This is a genomic window from candidate division KSB1 bacterium, from assembly GCA_034506255.1.
In the GTDB taxonomy this organism is placed as follows: domain Bacteria; phylum Zhuqueibacterota; class Zhuqueibacteria; order Zhuqueibacterales; family Zhuqueibacteraceae; genus Coneutiohabitans; species Coneutiohabitans thermophilus.
Map to the genome: position 1 here is coordinate 531,042 of JAPDPX010000003.1, position 19,350 is coordinate 550,391.

Here is a 19,350-nt window from a genome sequence, read left to right on the forward strand (position 1 = left end):
CTTACGACTGTCACGGGTGTTCGTGCGAGCGCGCTGAATTTTGAACGGGCAAATATGAACAAACGATTTGAGAATGTCAAGACGATTCTTGCCCTGGGCGCAAGGTCTCCGCTGTTGCCGGCGGCATTGCGTGCAGACATGCGGCCGGCAGACAACGATGCCCGCGCCATGCCACGGCCTCATTCGCATCCACCCGCCGGCGGAAGCGCAGAATCCCCTGCTTGCATTCCCGTTTTTTTTTTCTATATTTGACGCCTGTTTGCAATGCCGGCAACCAGGGCCTGGTTCATACCGAACGGTACACGCACGGCAGCGCGGCTCTCCGTTCCTGGGGGGCGGCCGGAACCCGGCGGCAGTACGAACCGTCTCGCAATCATCGCGTGCTAGCTTTCGCAAAATATCATGGCTGAAAAAGAGTACCTCGTCGTCAAGGGTGCGCGGGAGCACAACCTCAAGAACATTGACGTCGAAATCCCCCGCAACAAACTGGTGGTGATCACCGGCCTATCCGGCTCCGGCAAGTCCTCCCTCGCTTTTGACACGATCTATGCCGAAGGCCAGCGCCGCTATGTCGAGTCGCTCTCGGCCTATGCCCGCCAATTTTTGGGCTTGATGGAAAAGCCCGATCTCGACTATATCGAAGGCCTGTCGCCCGCCATCTCCATCGAACAAAAAAGCAGCAGTCGCAATCCACGCTCGACGGTGGGCACCGTCACCGAAATTTATGACTATCTGCGCCTGCTGTTCGCACGCATCGGCGTGCCGCATTGCTACAACTGCGGCAGGGTCATTGAGCGCCAGACGGTGCAGCAAATGGTCGATGCCATTCTGGCCCTGCCGGCGGGGGTACGCTTTCAGGTGCTGGCGCCGGTGGTGCGCGGCCGCAAGGGTGAATATCGCGAGATCTTCGACACCGCCCGGCGCGAAGGCTACGTGCGCGTGCGCGTCGACGGCGAGGTGAAGGATCTCGCCGGCGACATCAAGCTCGACAAGAACAAAAAGCACAACATCGAAATTGTCGTGGACCGGCTGCTCAATGAGCCCGGCATCAAGACCCGGCTGACCGACTCACTGGAGACCGCCCTGCATCTCGCCAACGGGCTGGTGCTGATCGAAGTGGTCAACCAGCGCGAGATTCTGTTTTCCGAGCATTTTGCCTGCGCCGAGTGCGGCATTTCGGTGGAGGAACTGGCGCCGCGGCTGTTCTCGTTCAATGCCCCGCATGGCGCCTGCCCGGCGTGCAACGGCCTGGGCACCACCATGGAGGTCGACCCCGACCTGGTGGTGACCAATCCCGGCCTTTCCATTCGGGAGGGCGCGCTGGAGGTCTGGGGCGACAATCAGGAGGGCTGGTATTGGGAGCAGCTCAAGGCCGTCAGCCGGGCCTACGATTTCTCGCTCGACACCCCCTGGAATCAGCTCAAAAAAGCGCAGCAGCGGGTGGTGCTCTACGGCTCGGGCGAGCGCGAATTGAAATTCAACTATGCCAGCGGCAACGGCCGCATGCAGGCGCAATTCACCGGCAAATTCGAAGGCATCATTCCGAATCTGCAGCGCCGCTACGTGCAGACGGATTCGCAGTACATCCGCACCTGGATCGAGGGCTTCATGAACAAGAAGCCCTGCCCCGCCTGCCAGGGTGCGCGCTTGCGGCCGGAAGCGCTGGCGGTGAAAATCCGGCAGTACAACATTTTTGACATCACCCGCATGACCGTGCGCGCCGCCAATGACTTCTTCAACCATCTCGCGCTCAGCGCGCGGGAACAGCAGATCGCGCATCAAATTCTCAAAGAGGTGCGCGAGCGCCTGGGTTTTCTCGTCAATGTCGGTCTGGATTATCTCACGCTGCATCGCGACGCCGGCTCGCTGTCGGGCGGGGAGGCGCAGCGCATCCGCCTCGCCACCCAGATCGGTTCACAGCTTGTGGGCGTGCTTTACATTCTCGATGAACCCTCCATCGGCCTGCACCAGCGCGACAACCGCAAACTGATCGACACCCTGCTGCGCCTGCGCGATCTCGGCAACACCGTGATCGTGGTGGAACATGATCATGAGACCATCGCGTCGGCGGACTGGGTGATTGACCTGGGCCCGGGTGCGGGCAAGGAAGGCGGCCGGGTGGTGGCAGCCGGGCCGCCCGCGGAAGTGGCGCACAACACCCTCTCGCTCACCGGCGACTATCTCGCCGGCCGCAGATACATCGCCATTCCCGCGCAGCGCCGGCCCGGCAACGGCACGTTTCTGGAACTGACGGGCGCACAGGGCAACAATCTCAAAAACCTCGATGTCAAATTCCCGCTCGGGCTGTTGATCTGTGTGACCGGTGTTTCCGGCTCGGGAAAATCGACATTGATCAACGAGACGCTCTATCGCGTGCTGGCGCGCGAATTGAATCAGGCCAAGCAGCAGCCGCTGCCGTTCCGCAGCCTCCGCGGCCTGCAGCATCTCGACAAGGTTATCGACATTGACCAGTCGCCCATCGGCCGTACGCCGCGCAGCAATCCCGCCACCTACACCGGCTTGTTCACTGAAATTCGCGACCTCTTCGCGCAGACGCAGGAGGCCAAAATTCGCGGTTACAAGCCCGGCCGCTTCAGCTTCAATGTCAAGGGCGGCCGCTGTGAAAACTGTGAGGGCGATGGCATCATCAAAATCGAGATGCACTTTCTGCCGGATGTCTACGTCACCTGCGAGGCCTGCAAAGGCAGGCGCTACAACCGCGAGACGCTCGAAATCAAGTACAAGGGCAAATCCATCGCCGAGGTGCTGGACATGACGGTGGACGAGGCGCTGGATTTCTTCCAGCACATTCCGACCGTGAAGCGGCGGCTGCAGACGCTGCACGACGTCGGCCTGGGTTACATTCACCTCGGCCAGCAGGCCACGACGCTTTCCGGCGGCGAGGCGCAGCGCGTCAAACTGGCCACCGAACTTTCGCGCGTCGCCACCGGCCGCACCATTTACATTCTCGATGAACCCACCACCGGTTTGCACTTCGAAGACGTCAAGATGCTGCTCAAGGTGTTGAACCGGCTGGTGGACATGGGCAACAGCGTGATCGTGATCGAGCACAATCTCGATGTGATCAAGACCGCGGACTACATTATCGATCTCGGGCCGGAGGGCGGCGACAATGGCGGCCGTGTCGTTGCCGCCGGCACGCCCGAGGACGTGGCGCAGGTGGCAGGGTCTTACACGGGGGAATTTCTCCGGAAAATTTTGCAGGAAGGCCGGCGCGAAGCCCGGCCGTTCAGCATGTCGCCGGCGCCGGCGAATGGCCATCGCAATCATGTGCGCCTCAGCGCAGAGGGCGAAGTCGGCTGGAAGAAAAGCCGGCGGTCGCGCGTCCAGGTTGCTTTCGAGGAGGATGAGGAGAGAGAAGGCACGGAGGCGGGGCAACACAAGAAAAACAGCCTGCCCGGCCGCAGGCCGCGGCGTGTCGCTGACACCCGCAGATGAAGCCCGGCGCGCAATCCCCCAATCGCTGCACCGTCATCATCACCACCATCGGCATGAGTGCCCGTGACCCGTCCGGCCTCTGACCGCACATCTTGTCAGTCACAAGGATCCTGCTGCCATGCTCGAAAAGGAGGTGCTGCTCCGGCAAACCGCGGCGGCATTGCAAGCCCGCACAGCACAGCTCGCGACCCCGCGGGCGGTGCTCGGATTTGACGGCTTCGTGGACGAGATCGTCCGCATTGTTGACAAGCGCGAATCTCTGGATCGCTACACCGCCCTTCCCAGTCTCACCGCTCTGGCCGACCGCATCGCCGAGGCTGCCGGCAAGAGCACGAACCTGGAATTGGTGGTGCAGCAAATGAAACTCGGCGGCAACGGTCCGATCATGGCCAATGCCCTGGCCGCTTTTGGCGTGGCGGTGACTTACATTGGCAATCTCGGTTATCCCACTCTGCATCCGGTGTTTCAGGAGCTGGCCCGGCGGGCGCAGGTGATCTCCATCGCCGAGCCCGGTCATACCGACGCCATTGAGTTCGAAGACGGCAAGCTCATGCTGGGCAAGATCACCCCCCTCAATGACATCACCTGGGAGAATCTCATGGCGCGCGTCAGCGGTGAGCAATTGCTGCGCTTTCTGCAGGAAGCCGGTCTGCTGGGGTTGCTGAACTGGACCATGATTCCCCATCTGTCGGATATATGGCAGCATTTTTTGAAGGATCTCTGTCCGCTCTTGAAACACCGGCCGCTGATGTTCTTTGATCTTGCCGATCCCGCCAAACGCCTCACCGAAGACATTCACGCTGCTCTGCAACTGCTCTCACGGTTCCAGCAGTATGCTGACGTCATGCTCGGCGTGAATGAGAAGGAAAGCTACGAGCTGGCTGAAGTGCTCGGCATTCACGTGAAATATCAAACGCCGGAAGCCGTGGAAAAAATTGCGGTCGAGATGCGGGCCAAGCTGGGTATCGGCGCGGTAGTGGTGCATCCGCGCGAATATGCCGTGGCGGCCACCGAGGATGAATTTGCCCGGGTCACCGGCCCGTTCACGCCCAAACCGCTGATCTCCACCGGCGGGGGCGATCATTTCAATGCCGGCTTTTGCTTGGGCGCGCTGCTGCAACTGCCGCTGGCTTCCTGTCTGTTGACCGGGGTCGCGACCTCGGGTTTTTACGTGCGCACGGCACAAAGCCCCACAGTGGACCAGCTTGTCGAGTTCATCCGGCACTGGCCTGAGTGAGATTCCGGTGCTGTTCCGTCAAGGCTCGGCCTTGACTTTGATAGAGCGCGGTTGGGGAAAGGCCGGCTGGGGGTTCAGGTGAGAAAAGTGTGTGAGTCATGGCCAACGATGGCCCAGCCCTCGCTGAAGCGGGCCGTTTTTGATCCCGGTCGTCGCTGAAACATCTTATCCCTTTTCCATCACATCTGGCACCAGTTCCATCACCATGTCCACCTCCCCTCATGTCATGCTGCTCGGGGTCGGCGCTTTTGCGCATGCCGTCATGCGCATTCTGCGGGAAAATGGCGCGCGTGTGAGCTGCTATCTGACGCGCAGTTACGGCCACTATGGCCCCTCGCTCGAAGGCGAGGTTTATCCCGCCTCCTACTTCCCCAGTCCGGTGCGCTTTGTGCGCGACAAGAAGGTCGATTTGTTGATCCCGATGTCCATCGACTGGCTGCAGCAGCCCTGGGCGGAGGAATTGCTGTCGCTGAAGGTGCCCATCTTCTCGCCAGTGCATGAAGCCATGCGCCTGGAGCGCGAGCGGGACTGGGCGCGCCAGCTCTGCCAGCAGTTCGGCATTCCCTTCCCGGTCTCCTATGTGGCGCGCAACCGGCTGGAGGCCGAAGCCATCCTCCGGCAGGACCCGCGGCCCTATGTCATCAAAAATCCCCTGTGCTCGCCCACCAGTCCGATTCACACCATCGTTTGTGAAACCGTCGAGGATACCTGGCACTGGCTGGAGCGCCTGGATTACGCCGAAGGCGTTTTCCTGCAGGAATACATGGGCCGCGCCGAGGCCGGTCACATCGCGGTGGTGAGTGCCGGTGAAATTCACTCGCTGGTGACGAACCAGGAATACAAGCGCGCATTTGACGGCAACATGGGCATCGTGGCCGGCGCGCCGCTCGGCGGACTGGCGCAACAGGATCCGCACGATCGCTACGGCCTGGCAGCAGAGCTGCTGCATCCCCTGCTCCCCTGGCTGCGCCAGGTCAATTTTCACGGCCCGGTGCAGGTCACCGCGGCCCTGCGCGACGGCCGCTGGCACGTGCTGGAGTACAACGTGCGCATGGGCGTCACTTCGACGCAAATGATTCTGCGCATGCTGGCCAATCCCCTGGAAGTGATCATGGCCACCGCCCGCAATCAGCCGGTCGCCCCGCGCTTTCACGAAGCCCTGCAGTTTGGCTGCAATCTCACGCTGGCGGGTTACGGTTACCCCTACATCAGCATTCAAGGCCCACGGCTGCCGGTGCGGCTGCTGGAACAACCCACCTGCGATATTTGGTGGAACGAAGTGGCGGAAGACGCCCGCGGCGGACTGGTGATGACCGGCCATCGCATCGCCGACGTGGTGGCGCTCGCCGATTCGTTGCCGGCCGCAATCAATCTGGCTTATGAAAACATCCGCAAGATCAAGTGCCTGAGCAGCTACTATCGCACCGACATCGGCGCGAGTCTGTGGCCGCCGGGAAAGGAGTGACCGCCATGACTTTCATCCGCTGTCATGTTGTCTTTCTGATGTTGTCACTCGTGTTGGCGCATGGCCAGACGCATCCCACGTTGCGCCTGCAGAATGAATCCCGGCAGGTGGCAGGCACACCCCTGATCGATCGCGCCGGTGAAACCATCGCCTGGCGCGCCGGCAACAGCCTGCTCTGGCAGAACCAGCACGGCAGCAACCTGCTCGCGCAGCCGGGCCGCTTCCTGAAGCAGGCATTGAGCGCCAACGGCGAAGTGCTGGCGGTTTTGCAAATGACGGCGCCCGACACGCTGGTATTGCGGTGGTTCGATCAACATGGCCGCGCGCCTGGCCGCCATACCCTGCCGCGCCATGAAGACGATCCCCTGCCGCAAATTTGTTTGAGCAGGGAGGGCACTGCCCTGTTGCTTGCTCAACCAGCCACGGCACAGGTGCTGTTTTTCTCCAGCGCGGACCTCCTGCCGGGTCCGCGACTGCTGTTCGATTCCGTTGCCTATCTCAATGAACGCCCGCTGTTCCTGGCGGCGGCTGGCGAGAGCTTCCTGGTTCTCAGCCAGCCTGAAGTCTCCAACGAGCAGCGGCCGGGGCAACCGGTGCTGATCTGTTTTTCGCTCGCGGGACAGGAACGTTGGCGCCGTGAATTGCCCGCGGGCACGGCCGGCGGCCTGGAGGTGTCGCGCAACGGCGAATGGATCATCGCCAGCCATTATCACGTGGACAATGCCACCGGCGCCGTGACGTCGGCGATGGTGTTGTTCGACCGCGAGGGCGCACAACAGGCCGCGACTGCCGGACTTTTTCGCCAGGCGCGGTTCTCCGACAATGGCGAGCGTTTGTTCGTGATGGATCGCCGCCAGGTGCGCCTGCTCAAGCTGCCGGGCCTCGATACTGTCTGGCAAAGTTCGCTGACCAGCCGCAACGAAATGTTCGTCGATATCGCCATGGATCCGGCCGGCCGCGACCACTTCTTTGCCCTGGCCGCAGTGAGCACTTTCAAGCATGACCGCTTCGTTTTCGAACACGGCCGCCTGATCAAATTCATCGGCGGCCACCCGCGCACCAGCGTCCGCCTGTCAGAGGAGCTGGTGAATCCCACGCTGGCCTTTTCCACCAGCAGCCAGCGGCTGCTGCTGGCCGCGGACGGTTTGGTGCAGCGCTACACCGTGGTGAGTGTGGTGCGGCCGCCGGGGAAACGTGCAATCAAACAATAACGCCACGGCGTGCCGCTGCCGTAATGCCTCAGTTACGTCTGGGGACGCAGCGCCGATGTCCTGTCTGCAGGCAGGGATGCCTGCACTGCTCCACACGTTACCGGGGGATTGCCCGCTGCCGCTGTTTTTAAGTCTTTTTCACTGCCAGCCTGCGCGAGTCATGATCATGATGCCGAAACCGCTTGTTGTGTTCGTGTTGCTTTGCCCCCTCACTGCTGCTGCCCAGTTCCCCTGGCCGGTGACGCCGTTGCAGGAAACGCATGCCATCACCGGCACCTTTTGCGAATATCGCGACACCGCGCCGGCGCCGCATTATCACAACGGCACTGACATTCCAAAGGAGGATCGCTCGCCGGTTTATCCCTGCGCGGATGGCCTCATCACGGCGATTGATCCCACCGGCAGCAGCGCCTATGTCCGCGTCGGGCGCTTCGCCTATGTTCACATCGCACCCAATCCCGCGCTGAGCGTGGGCGATTCCGTGTTCAAATCCGTGACCGTGCTCGGTACCATTCTCGACGGGCTGGGGCACGTGCATTTGACCGAAGGCCAGGTGGGCAGCGAAGTGAATGCCCTGCGCAAGGACACCGGTCTGACTCCCTACGTTGACACCTGGGCGCCGGTGATCAATTTCGTCAAACTCTTTCTGACCGGCAGCAACACCGAATTCACCGCCGGCAATGTCAGCAGCAGAGTCGACATTGTCGCGCACATCTCCGAACGCAATGGTCCGCCCGGCAGCTCCAATTCGGTGCTCAACAACGGTGCCTACAAAGTCGGCTATCGCATTCTCACCGCCAGCCGCGATGTGGTGGTCTATCTGCCGCCCACCAACGGCGTGCGCTTTCAATTCGACCGCAAGCCCTCCGGCGACGTGCATTACACCTTTCATCCCACCTACTCTTCCACCAGCATGCACGTCTACTACGTGTCCAATACCGCCAATGGCCGGTCCTACTGGGACACCGAGACGCTGCCGCCCGGCAACTACACCCTGCACGTTTTCGCGGAAGACACCTACGGCAATGTCGGCAACGCCTATGTGCCGGTGCAGATTTCAAAAAAGGATTTGCTTGCGCCAGCGCGACCGCTGCTGCTGGCGATCACGAATGCCGGCACGCCCCGGGCGCGCTGGCTCGCCAACAATGAGGTCGATCTGCGCGGGTACCGGCTTTATGTTTCTCCCGGGAATGTCAACGCCTGGCAGCTCGCCATGGACGAAACTGCCTTGCCCGGGAACCTAACCTCCACCAGCCTGGCGCTGCCCGCCGGTGACGCCTATTACCGCCTGACCGCCGTGGACACCACCACGCCGCCGAATGAAAGCCCCCATTCCGATGTTTATGGCCTGGCATCCTCGCCGCGGCCCGAGCGCATCCTGGTTGTCGATGGCTTCGACCGATATGGCGGCTCGGGAAGCTGGTCGCAGCCGTGGCACTATTTCGTCTTTCATTATGGCGATGCGATTGCCGCCGCCGGCTTTGCCTTCGAGAGTTGTGCCAATGACGAGATCCTTTCCGGTGCCATCAAGCTCGAGGATTATCAGGCCGTTTTCTGGCTGCTGGGCGATGAATCCACCACGGACGAAACCTTCAGCAGTGTGGAACAGGCGCGCGTCCAGGCCTATTTGCAGCAGGGCGGCAGGCTCTTTGTCTCGGGTTCGGAGGTGGCGTGGGATTTGGACACGGCGGCGCGCGGCTCAGCCAGCGATGAGGCCTTTTTGCGCGATTATCTCAAGGCGGATTATGTCGCGGATGATGCCAACAACACGACGGTGACCGGCGAGGCCGGCAGTATTTTCGCGGGAATGAATTTCACCTACGGCAGTTTGCCCTACATCGAAGACTATCCCGATGCCATCGCGCCGGTTGCGGGCAGCACTGCCTGTCTGCGTTACGGCAACGGCCAGATTGCCGGCGTGCAATTCGAAGGACTCTTTCCCGGCGGCGCGCGGCCGGGAAGGCTGGTTTACCTCGGTTTCCCCTTTGAGACAATTGCCGCAGCCAGCGCGCGCGCCGAGTTGATGCAGCGCGTGCTGGCGTTCTTTTTCCCCGGCGCCACCGCAGTTGCAAGCGACCCGGCTGCAGACGTCCCCCGGGAATTCGTTCTCTACCAGAACTATCCCAATCCCTTCAATCCTTCCACGACAATCCGTTTTGGCCTGCCCGCCTCGGGCGTGGTTCATCTGGAGATTTACGATGTGCTTGGCCGCCTTGTGCACATGTGGCCGGCACGGCATTACGCCGCCGGCGTGCATGAAGTGCGGTGGGATGGGCGCAATCAGGCCGGCGCCGCGGTGGCCAGCGGTGAATACTTGCTGCGCCTGCGTGCGGAGGGAAGCGACAAACGCGAATTTCGCGGGGTGAGCAAGCTCAGTCTGCTGAGATGAAGGCGCCTTAGCCAAACGAGTGCCGGTCACTCAAATCCCATCCCCCAGTTTCATTTTATCCCAAAGGCAAATCCCGGATCCGGCATCTTCCTCAGGCCGACAGGAAGGGGCGGGATCGTTAGAATGTCCACGTTTAGGGTGCAGGCGGGAAGGCAAAGACACTTCCCTGCAAACACAAAGCACCATGGATTCAACGCCTGGCAATCCTGCTTTTCCCTGTCGCAAAAGCGAAGCGTGAACCGGCTGCTGCCGGGCTGGATTCAGCGCAGCAGCAGCATTTTGTGGGTTTTCACGAAGCGCAGGCTGCCCCCTTCCCCCGGTTCCCGCACTTCCAGCCGATAGAAATATACGTCACTGGCCGCGGGGATGCCTCTGTCATCCTTCCCCCGCCAAATCTCTTGGAGAAGCCCGCCCTCTTCTTGAAATCGAAAATGGCGGTGCCGCCTGGCAGCGGTGCGAGTGGCCCCTGCACCAGGTCATAGCCCAGCGCGGGCGGCGGCAGGTGAAAGGCTGCGAACTCTCTGTCCATGGTTCCGCCGTTGTAGACGTAGCCCATGTTGCTGGCGGGGTCGCAACCCAGCAGGTCGTCGCCAAACCAACCCAAGTCCGGATCCGTCCATTGCCCCAGATACATGTCGTTGATCCAAAAAGCGCCGCGCGTGCCCAGGGTATCGATTGCCACGCCGCCTTTGTTGATCAAGCGCACCCGCCGGAAGAAGGTGTTGGCCAGCGCAGGGTGGTTGTAGCTCCACAGCGTGATTTGCACTTCGAGACCCAGCGGCAGGGAGCCTTGCAAGAGGCGGGTCAGGTTTTCATCCAGGTCGTTGCAAACGGTCCAAATCACCTGGCCGGCAGGGAAGTTGAGGGCGGCGCCGGCAAGACCCGGCTCATCATAGCCGCCCGCGATGAGATCATCGGCGGTGAAAGTGGCGGAAAAAGCCGGCGGCGGATCGTAGCGGCCGTTGTGATTGCGATCAATGCAGGGGGCGCCATATTGCACCGGCCACTTGTTCCAATCGCGTTCGTATTGTGCGCGCACGCTCTGGAGTTCCTGCGGGGTAATCAAAGCGGCATCCTTCTCAAAAAACTCCGCGGCATCCCGGCGCAACACCTCCTCGCTCAGGGTGTAATAATCGCGGCGGATGCGATGCGGATGCGATAAATGCGTACTTGCGGGTCGTCAGGATTCGCAGCCACGGCAGCAGCACCTTGTCCGATGATTCGGCCTGCGTGCCCACCAAAAAATTCGCACCGCCCACCCGCACGAGTTGATTGAAGGGGGCGGGTTGGTGATGGCCGGCGACAATATAAGCCTTGTCGCCCCACATTACGCCGTCTTGATAAATGACCCCGGCGGTGCCACGGGGAAAGATTCCCCCCTTTTGAACAGCAGGGGTGTGGTTCGACTGCCCATCGGCCCGCATCCAGGTAGTGAAGTTGTTGAGATTCAGCAGCGTATAGCGCGGCGCGCCGGCAGTGGAGAAACGGGGTTGGGGTGCCAGTGTATTTTTCTTGACACTCATTTCCTGGGCTGGTACTGCGGTTGCCAGCAGCAGGAGGAGTAGCACCGACCCTCCAGAATGACAGCAGCGAGGGAAAAGCTGCATGGTTGCCTCCCCAATTCCTCAGGGCTTGTGCCACGAAGAGCTCAACCGGTGCAAGAATAGACATCATCCAAAGGTATCTTAAAGCATCACCTCTTTGCGCGGTCGCAGCCCACTTCTCTTCTTTTCATCCGAGTTGGCACTCACCGGGTGCAGGCGCGGCCAGTGCCGGTGGCGGTGCAACAGGGGATTTTTTTCAACCGATCTCTTCCACCCAGCCGTGACGGTCCTCCGCGGTTTGCAATTGCACGCCCACCAGTGCCTGCCACAGCCGCCGGGTGATTTCGTACTTTTCGAGCGTCAGCTTGCGCGTCCGGCCCTGATAATGCAATGAAACGATCGGGGTGATCACCGCGGCATTGCCGGTGCAAAAGACTTCGGTAATCCGGCGGTCATCCATGAGTTCGTCCACCGGCAGCGGCCGTTGTTCCACCGGGATGCCGAGATCGCGCGCCAGGGTCATCACCGAAGCACGCGTAATGCCGGGCAGAATCGTCTCCGACTCGGGGCAGAGCAGCGTGCCCGAGGTGCTGACTGCCAGCAAATTGGCCCCGGAAAATTCTTCGACATATTGTCCGTGCCGGGCATCGAGATAGAGCACGTCATGGAAGGGGTGCTGGCTGACTTTCACCGGTTTGCCCTCCACCCAATCGCAGCCCTGGCGCGCCAGTTGCGCGGGTAACAGCCCGGCGGCGTAATTGCCGGCCGTCTTGACGCCGCCGGTGCCGCCCGGCGCCGTCCGGCGAAAATAGGATGAGATCAAAACGCTCATGCCCTCGACCGGATAGTAGGCCCGCACCGGGGAGACGAAGATCAGGAACAAATGATCCTTTGACGGCCGCACACCGAGTTGCGGACCGTGGCCGATCAGCACTGGCCGCACATACAGGCAATGGGGATTGCGGGTCTCCCATGCCCAGTTGGCCGCACGATAAGGCGGAATGAACTCACGATTGGCCAGCACGGTGTCGGCCACCGCCTGCAGGAACATCTCCACCGGCACCTTGGGCAGCAACAGGCGGCTGGCACTCTTTTGCAATCTTCTGGCGTTGTCCCGGATGCGAAAGAGAACGACGCGGCCTTTGGCGGAGACAAAAGCCTTGGTACCCTCGAACGCAGCCGCACCGTAATGCAACGCGCAGCAGGCGGGGTGGAGCGCAAGCTGCTGCAGCGGGATGATCGGTGAATCACCCGGCGGGGACCAGCCGGTTTCGCGGTAATCGTCGGAATAGTAATGTTCCCATCCCAGCTCCAGGCAGGGCGCGGGCCAGTGTTGGTTCTCATCGGGCAGGTGGCTGGTCATGTGGCAGGCAAGATACATGCGGGAGGTTTGGTAGACGTCGAAGGCCAGATGGTCGAGTTCCGGCAGGAGCAGTTTGCGGACAGGTAGCGGTACCACCTCCGGCGCCTCGCTGGCAAATCCCACAGCGTCAAGCTTGGTCAGCATGGCAAGCTCCGATGAGATATTTTTTGGGCCACACAGAGGATTGAATCTCGGCGGACAGGGGGGTAATGCGCAACAAAGATAAACCATTTTCGCAATAATGCCAGTCAAAAATTTGGCTGCCAGGGGGTTCACAGTTGGTTTTGAACGTTTTGTGCCCGGGTGCGTCTTTATGGGCAACTATCACCATTTTCCCATCCCGGGGCGACAGGCCAGTTGCCACAAAAGCTGTTGCAGCGAGAAAGGAAGCGGCGGCAGGGTGGGGAAGGTTGCAGTACAAGCGACACGCCTTGCTGGCAACGGCAGGGCGTGTCAGAGAATAATCGTGTTCAAAGAGTCCTACGGAGGAGTTGTCCATGATCCCCTCGCGGTCACACGCGCCGCAAACGTCCCCGCATGAAAGTGATTTCAATCCGGCGGTGTATGCACCCTGGCGGGACCGGCTGCCCATCACGCGGCTGGGCAAACAATTTTTCCTGCCGGTTGCCAAAATCGTCTGGATCGGTACCAAACACCGGCTGGTCTATGCCTACACGGAAAACCGGCAGCACGCCCTGGATTTTGGCATGGAGGAATTGTTTTCCCGGCTTGACCCTGCCACGTTTTTTCGCGTGCACCGCTCCGCCATCGTCAACCTGCAGCAGATCGAGAAAGTCACACCATTGCCGGACGGCCGCTGCCAGCTCCGCATGAAAGACGGTTTTCACAGCGAAGTGACGGTCAGCCGCTATCGCGCCCCGGAGTTCTTGAAAGCCTTGCGCCTGCACGCGCTGAATTCGCCCGCCTGAGGCCTGGTTGCCTAGAGAGGGTCTGCATGATTCCGGGTGTCATTCAAAAGGAATCCCCTGAGCTGTCCGGCGGTCCGCTGGAATTTTCACAGGATTCCGGCAGGCCGGCATGGCGCCAAATCTCTGTCTGCCCGGCCACGCAGGCTGGAGGCCCAATGCTGCTGATCTTTTAGTGAGACAAAACCTCTGATTTTCACCGCGAAGTCTACGAAGAACCGTATTTTGCCATAAAAACGATTATCAAACCTGGTTTGCCGGCTGGTCATGGTCCGAACCAAACAAAGCCGGGTTTTTGAAAACTTCGCGTTGTTTGCGGCCTTCGCGGTTCTGAGACAATTCAGGTGAAAAAGTTAGTGCCATTGGGCTGGATGCCGGCGCCGCAAAATTTTGACGGGCATGCCGGTTTTCTCCGAATAATTGCCCTGCCCGCGCACGGCGGGATTCATGATGAAAATGAACTTTCGCAGTCGTGCCTTTGGGCACCGACCCTGAGGGGGTCTGGTACAAAAGTATTTTCCGTGCAGACCTCCTGTCTGCCGGCAGCTTGGAAGCTTGCGCGACGACATTCTCAGGGCAAATTATCCCGCCTCGCTGGCAACACCTGGTAATAATCAAGTCTCGTGGTCGAGCCTTCAGGCCCCGCCTCTGAAGGCGCTGCCGCAAAAGTTTATTTGAAGAGCAGTTGCCTGTACTCCTCAAGGTGACAGATTACCGGCATGGTTTGCTGCCTTGTTTGGGCGGCATACCGTTTACAGTCGGCATCCGGAGATGGCGCGTTGCGGCCGTTGTGAGAAAAGGCAAAGGACAACAGCCTGCCTGAATCGACGGTAACCGGTTGCCACGCCGTGAAGTTTTCCATCACGGTCCTCCTGGCGATTCTCAAAGCCCATTTCCCTCCCTGAATTTTGCACCCAAATTGATCCCCCGCGAAAAACGCCGATTTGATCGCGACGCCCTGTTTATAGCCCGGCAGAGATTCAAACCTCGATGTGAAGATCAAACCCCAAAATCCGCCCACGAAAACAGAAATCCCACGGGAAGAGCCATTTCGCGGGAGTGCATTTTTGTGGGAGGAAACATGAATCGGCCTCGGCATCAAACACAAAAATTCCATCCACGACGGGAGAAATCCGACGGGAAAAGCCGGTTCATGGGAGTGCATTTGCGTGAGAGAAAAAACATAACGCTTTGGGCAAACGGCCGAATTTCGCAGTCAGCGCTGTTGCATAAGCCACTCTTGTTCCTGTTTGTCATTGCAGCAGGACGTTGTTTTTTGCCCGCCTGCTGCGTATATTGCGCCCGTCAAATTTGCCAGCTTCTTGGAGCACAGTGATCTGCGGGCATGATACACATTCACAATCTCTGCAAACAATTCGGAACGCAAATCGTTTTCGCCAACGCTTCGGCGCACATCCCGCCGCACACGCGTGTCGGCCTGGTCGGGCCCAATGGCGCGGGCAAAACCACGCTCTTTCGCCTGTTAACCGGCGAAGAACAGCCGGATGCCGGCAGCATCGTGCTGGCCAAGGGTGCACGGCTGGGCCATCTCAAACAGGAGGTGTGGGACAATGCCGCGCGCAGCATTCTCGCAGAAGTGCTGGCCGGCTTTCCGGAGCTGCAGGCGCTCGAGCAGAATCTGATCGAGCTGGAGGCCGCGCTGTCGGCCGATCCCAACCAGGAACTGATGGCACGTTACGGCGCGCTGCGACAACGCTTCGAGGCCCTGGGCGGCTATGCGCGCGAGCATGAAGCCAAAAAAATCCTGAGCGGCATTGGCTTCTCCCCGGCGCAGTTTGGCCAGCCGCTGCACACCTTCTCCGGCGGCTGGATGATGCGGGTGGCGCTCGCCAAACTGCTGCTGAGCAAACCCGATATCCTGCTGCTCGACGAGCCCACCAATCATCTCGATTTGGAAGCCATCGTCTGGCTGGAGGACTTTCTGCTGGATTATCCCGGCACCCTCGTGTTGACCACCCACGATCAAGTTTTCATGCAGCGCATTGCCGGGCGCATCCTCGAGATCAGCAACCGGCAACTGGTGACCTACCTCGGCGATTTTGAATCCTACGCCGAGCAAAAGGCGGCGCGCCGCGAGCAGCTCGAGGCACAGTTCAAAAATCAGCAAAAGAAGATCGAGCAGACCGAAAGATTCATCGAGCGCTTTCGCTACAAGGCGACCAAAGCACGGCAGGTGCAGAGCCGCATCAAGATGCTCGCCAGGATGGAGCGTGTGCAGGTGGAGACGGAAACCGCCCGCGCCATGAAGTTTCGCCTGCCGCAGCCGGAGCGCTCGGGGGTGGACGTTGTCACGCTGCGCGGCGTGATGAAACGTTATGGCGAAAAAGTCGTGTATCGCAAACTCGACTTCCATCTCGCACGCGGCGAAAAGGTTGCCCTGCTCGGGCCGAACGGCGCGGGCAAATCCACCCTGCTGAAAATCGTGGCCGGTGTTCTGCCCATTGAAGACGGCGAGCGCAGCTACGGCCACAACGTCACGGTGGAATATTATGCCCAGCACCAGCTCGAATGCCTGAATCCGGCGGCCACGGTGTATGAGGAAATCGCGGGCGTCACCGGCCATCTGCTGCCGGAGCAGCGTCGCGCGCTCTTGGGCGCGTTCTTGTTCTCCGGCGAGGAGGTGTTCAAACCCGTCGCCGTTTTATCCGGCGGCGAGAAGGCCCGCCTCGCTCTCGCCAAAATGCTGGCCCGGCCCGCCAACCTGCTGGTGCTGGACGAGCCCACCAACCATCTCGACATTCTCTCCCGCCAGGTGCTGGAAGACGCGCTGACAGACTACGAAGGCACGCTGCTGTTCATCTCCCACGACCGTGCCTTCATCAATGCCATCGCCACCAAAGTGGTGGAAGTGATCAACGGCGAGTTGACCATCTACCCCGGCACTTATGATGATTTTGTCTGGCGCAAGCAGCAATTCGCGGAAGCGGCAAGCCCGGCCGCTGCTTCCGGCGAAAATGGCCAGCCACGGCCGGCCGCTGCGAATCAGACCAAAAAGGATGAGCGCCGCGCCCGCGCCGAACGGATTCAGCAGAAGTCCCGTGAGCTGCGGCCGCTGAAGCAGCACCTGGCCGCGCTGGAAGCCGAAATTGCCGGTTTGGAAAAGGAGAAAGCCGAGCTGCTGCAGGCGGTGTGCGATCCGGCGATCATTGCCAACCGCGAAATCTATCCGCAGAAATTGCGGCGGCAGCGCGAAGTCGACAACCGGCTCGAAGCTCTCATGGCGGAATGGACCGAGCTCAGCATGAAGGTCGAAGCAGTGGAAGCGGAATACGGCGACTGAACGGGAGAGAAAAAGACGGCACGAGGTTTTCCATTTTCCCCACCATGCCTGCCCCAGCGTTGTGGAACACCACCCCGATTTCATACCGCGACACATATCTTGAACAAGCCGAAGCGGAAAAGGGTGCCAGCGCTCGCAACAGCCCGAAGACGCGCCCCCAAAACTTGACCTCCGTCTTCGCTGAAGGAAGAGGAGGAGACATCGGCGGTGAAGCGCGCTTCTGCGGGCTGCTGCCGGTGACGCTCGGGTTGGTGGGCATCTACGTTCGGCGCCAGCAGATTTTTCCCTGCTGGCGGATGGCCTCCACGCGCCGCTCATCTTCGAGCAGGTCGAGATGACCCTGCACTTCGGAAATCCCCAGAAAAAAATCCGCCCCGTTTTCCAGGGCGGGGAACATTTCCTGCGTGAGCTGCCACAGGCTCACGGTGCGCGTGCCGATCAGATCAAAGATCGTCTCGGCGCGCTGGCGGTGAAAGCGCAGGCGGCCGGCCACCAGCTCGTGGACATTGTCGATGTCCCCGCCGTGACCGGTGCGGGCAATGGCGGGATCGAGGCCGGCCATGCGCTGCAGTTCGCGCAGGTAATCACACAGGCGTCGTGGTCGCTGGTTTTCGCCCGGCAGCGGCGGCTCCAAAATGGGGTTGGAAGAGGTGTCTTTGAGCAGATGATCGTTGGAAACCAGCGTGCGGCTGGCGGCATGCCACAGGCAGATCAAGCCGCCCGCGTGGCCGGGCGTGTGATAGACGCGCCAATCGCAGCCGGCGAAGTGAACCTGGTCACCCTCCTGCAACGGCTGCGCCGGCACGCAGGGGTCGCGGAACTGTGCGAGCCCTTCACTCACGCTGATCATGGCCGCGATGATCGCCTCGGGCACTCCGCCGGACTGCCAAAAGGCGCGGTAGAAATCCGCATGACGCCGGCGCGTCGTTTCATAATCCATGAGCCAGGGCAGATTGACGGCGTGTGTCCGGACGGTGGCCCCGCTCAGCGCCTGGATTTCCGCGGCCAGACCGAGGTGATCGACATGGTGATGGGTGAGAATGATCTGCGCGATGTCGGCAAAGGAACAGCCCCGTGCCGCCAGGCCTGCTTGCAGCGCCGCACGCGCGGGGGCATATTTGGGCCCGGTGTCGATCAGCGTCAGCTTGTCATCCTCGGCGAGATAAACATTCACCGGCCCGATGGGAAAGGGCGTGGGCACGGCAATACGATGAAGCAAGGGCATGCTGCCGTCCTTGTCAACAATCATGGGATGCGGGTGCGGCGCAGTTACTTTGCCCATTTCTGGGCTGCCGGTGCCGGGCGCCATTTTGACCGGGGTTCGAAGTATTCCCACAGCAGGCGGGAGAGCCGGCGGATCAAAACGAAGCCGGCGTTGTCATAGTGCCAGCTTTCGTCCTGTTGATTTTTGGTGATCAGACAGAACACGTAATCCCCCGAGGGCGCATTCACCAGCACGACTTCCGAGCGCGATTGATTCACCGCGCCCTGCTTGGAGGCGGTTTGCACCGTGGGCGGAATCTGCGACAGCGCTTCGCCGTTCCAATAGATGCGGGTGAGCGTGCGGTACATCTCCTCACTGGCATCCGGGCTGACGGCGCGGCCCTCGCGAATCGTTACCAGCAGCTCCGCCATCTCACGCGGCGTGGTTTGCCCCCAGCCGAATTTTTTCTGCTCCGCCTCCCGGCCGGGCGTGCGCGAATTCACGCGCGTCTGGTGAAAACCATGGCGCTCCAGCCAGTCATTGATTTCGCTCCCGCCGCCCACCAGCCCCTGACACCACAAGCTGGCGGTGTTGTCACTGGTGGTGATCATCAACATGATCACCTTGCTGAATTTTATTTTTTCACCCGCTTTGAACGAGGCCAGAATGTCATCGCCGGCATAATACAGCGAATCGCGATACACCAGATCGGCGTGATAATCGAGAACACCGTCGTGCATTTTTTGAAAAGCGGTGAGCATGATCGGCACTTTGATCAGGCTGGCGGTGGGGAAGAGTTCGTCGGCGCGGATCGCGGCACTGCGGCCGGAGGGCAGGTGCCGTACATAGATGCCGACCTCGCCTTTGAAATCCTTGATCAACTCCTGCAGCCGGGCGGTGAGTTTGGCATCGGTTTTTTCCTTCACCGCACGCGCCGGTGATGCCGCGGCAACCTGCAGGACAGCCAGCGTCAGCACTCCAGTGAGCAGCCGCCAGCGCAGGGCAGCAGCCGGCCGCGTGGCGCGCGTCCTGCAGGGCGCGGTTTTGCGGGGGACCGGCAGGAATGAATGAAGGCGGGAACAACCGGACAAAGCAGGCATATCCTCTCTCCATAAAAGTGAACCATTGCACAAAAAATCGCGCGCAAAATAGCGAACCGGGCCGGTAAAGTCAAGTTGCCGGCTTTGACAAAGCCCTTGCGCTTCATGCAAAAAATTGTGACCATTGGCCGGCCCGGCATCATGCGTGACG

Annotated in this window: 15 protein-coding genes; 7 read left to right on the forward strand and 8 right to left on the reverse strand. The window is 60.6% G+C overall.

What is annotated here, in order from left to right; translation table 11 throughout:
- Positions 1–402 precede the first annotated feature (402 nt).
- From uvrA to ONB52_08295, 5 genes are all read left to right on the forward strand, one after another.
- On the forward strand, positions 403–3,459 hold the full coding sequence (gene uvrA, locus ONB52_08275; protein MDZ7416147.1) for an excinuclease ABC subunit UvrA: 3,057 nt from the start codon (positions 403–405) through the stop codon (positions 3,457–3,459).
- A gap of 118 nt (positions 3,460–3,577) precedes the next feature.
- Positions 3,578–4,696 carry a PfkB family carbohydrate kinase gene (locus ONB52_08280; protein MDZ7416148.1) on the forward strand — a complete coding sequence of 373 codons (1,119 nt, stop codon included), beginning with the start codon at positions 3,578–3,580 and terminating at the stop codon, positions 4,694–4,696.
- Positions 4,697–4,901: 205 nt separating this feature from the next.
- A complete protein-coding gene (locus ONB52_08285; protein ID MDZ7416149.1) occupies positions 4,902–6,161 on the forward strand; it encodes a phosphoribosylamine--glycine ligase in 1,260 nt (419 codons plus the stop codon).
- A gap of 5 nt (positions 6,162–6,166) precedes the next feature.
- On the forward strand, positions 6,167–7,372 hold the full coding sequence (locus ONB52_08290; GenBank protein ID MDZ7416150.1) for a hypothetical protein: 1,206 nt from the start codon (positions 6,167–6,169) through the stop codon (positions 7,370–7,372).
- A gap of 166 nt (positions 7,373–7,538) precedes the next feature.
- The gene (locus ONB52_08295) at positions 7,539–9,761 is read left to right on the forward strand and encodes a T9SS type A sorting domain-containing protein (GenBank protein MDZ7416151.1); all 2,223 of its coding nucleotides are present in this window, start codon (positions 7,539–7,541) and stop codon (positions 9,759–9,761) included.
- 289 nt (positions 9,762–10,050) lie between these two features.
- Here the strand turns inward: ONB52_08295 and ONB52_08300 are convergent, their stop codons facing one another.
- The 4 genes from ONB52_08300 to ONB52_08315 form a co-directional block, all read right to left on the reverse strand.
- Entirely contained in the window at positions 10,051–10,827 is a 777-nt protein-coding gene (locus ONB52_08300; protein ID MDZ7416152.1) for a hypothetical protein, read from the reverse strand.
- 13 nt (positions 10,828–10,840) lie between these two features.
- Positions 10,841–11,329 (reverse strand): hypothetical protein, encoded by a 489-nt coding sequence (locus tag ONB52_08305; protein ID MDZ7416153.1) that lies wholly within the window; start codon positions 11,327–11,329, stop codon positions 10,841–10,843.
- A 232-nt stretch (positions 11,330–11,561) separates the two neighbouring features.
- Complete coding sequence (locus ONB52_08310) at positions 11,562–12,812, reverse strand: branched-chain amino acid aminotransferase (protein MDZ7416154.1); 1,251 nt, start codon at positions 12,810–12,812, stop codon at positions 11,562–11,564.
- Entirely contained in the window at positions 12,796–13,167 is a 372-nt protein-coding gene (locus ONB52_08315; protein MDZ7416155.1) for a hypothetical protein, read from the reverse strand. The genes ONB52_08310 and ONB52_08315 overlap by 17 nt, the downstream gene beginning before the upstream one ends.
- Between ONB52_08315 and ONB52_08320 the strand changes: the two genes are divergently transcribed.
- Positions 13,166–13,597 (forward strand): LytTR family transcriptional regulator, encoded by a 432-nt coding sequence (locus ONB52_08320; protein ID MDZ7416156.1) that lies wholly within the window; start codon positions 13,166–13,168, stop codon positions 13,595–13,597. The genes ONB52_08315 and ONB52_08320 overlap by 2 nt on opposite strands.
- A 240-nt stretch (positions 13,598–13,837) precedes the next feature.
- On the opposite strand, the gene ONB52_08325 is transcribed toward ONB52_08320, so the two are convergent.
- Together ONB52_08325 and ONB52_08330 are read right to left on the reverse strand one after the other, a co-directional pair.
- Positions 13,838–14,080 carry a hypothetical protein gene (locus ONB52_08325; protein MDZ7416157.1) on the reverse strand — a complete coding sequence of 81 codons (243 nt, stop codon included), beginning with the start codon at positions 14,078–14,080 and terminating at the stop codon, positions 13,838–13,840.
- A 184-nt stretch (positions 14,081–14,264) separates the two neighbouring features.
- Positions 14,265–14,597, reverse strand: coding sequence for a hypothetical protein (locus ONB52_08330; GenBank protein MDZ7416158.1), 333 nt, complete (start codon positions 14,595–14,597; stop codon positions 14,265–14,267).
- Positions 14,598–14,939: 342 nt separating this feature from the next.
- Between ONB52_08330 and ONB52_08335 the strand changes: the two genes are divergently transcribed.
- Entirely contained in the window at positions 14,940–16,895 is a 1,956-nt protein-coding gene (locus ONB52_08335) for an ABC-F family ATP-binding cassette domain-containing protein (protein ID MDZ7416159.1), read from the forward strand.
- Between the two features lie 259 nt (positions 16,896–17,154).
- On the opposite strand, the gene ONB52_08340 is transcribed toward ONB52_08335, so the two are convergent.
- Positions 17,155–18,120: an MBL fold metallo-hydrolase gene (locus tag ONB52_08340; GenBank protein ID MDZ7416160.1), complete on the reverse strand. Its 966-nt coding sequence runs from the start codon at positions 18,118–18,120 to the stop codon at positions 17,155–17,157.
- A 44-nt stretch (positions 18,121–18,164) separates the two neighbouring features.
- On the reverse strand, positions 18,165–19,199 hold the full coding sequence (locus ONB52_08345) for a class A beta-lactamase-related serine hydrolase (GenBank protein MDZ7416161.1): 1,035 nt from the start codon (positions 19,197–19,199) through the stop codon (positions 18,165–18,167).
- Positions 19,200–19,350: the final 151 nt, after the last annotated feature.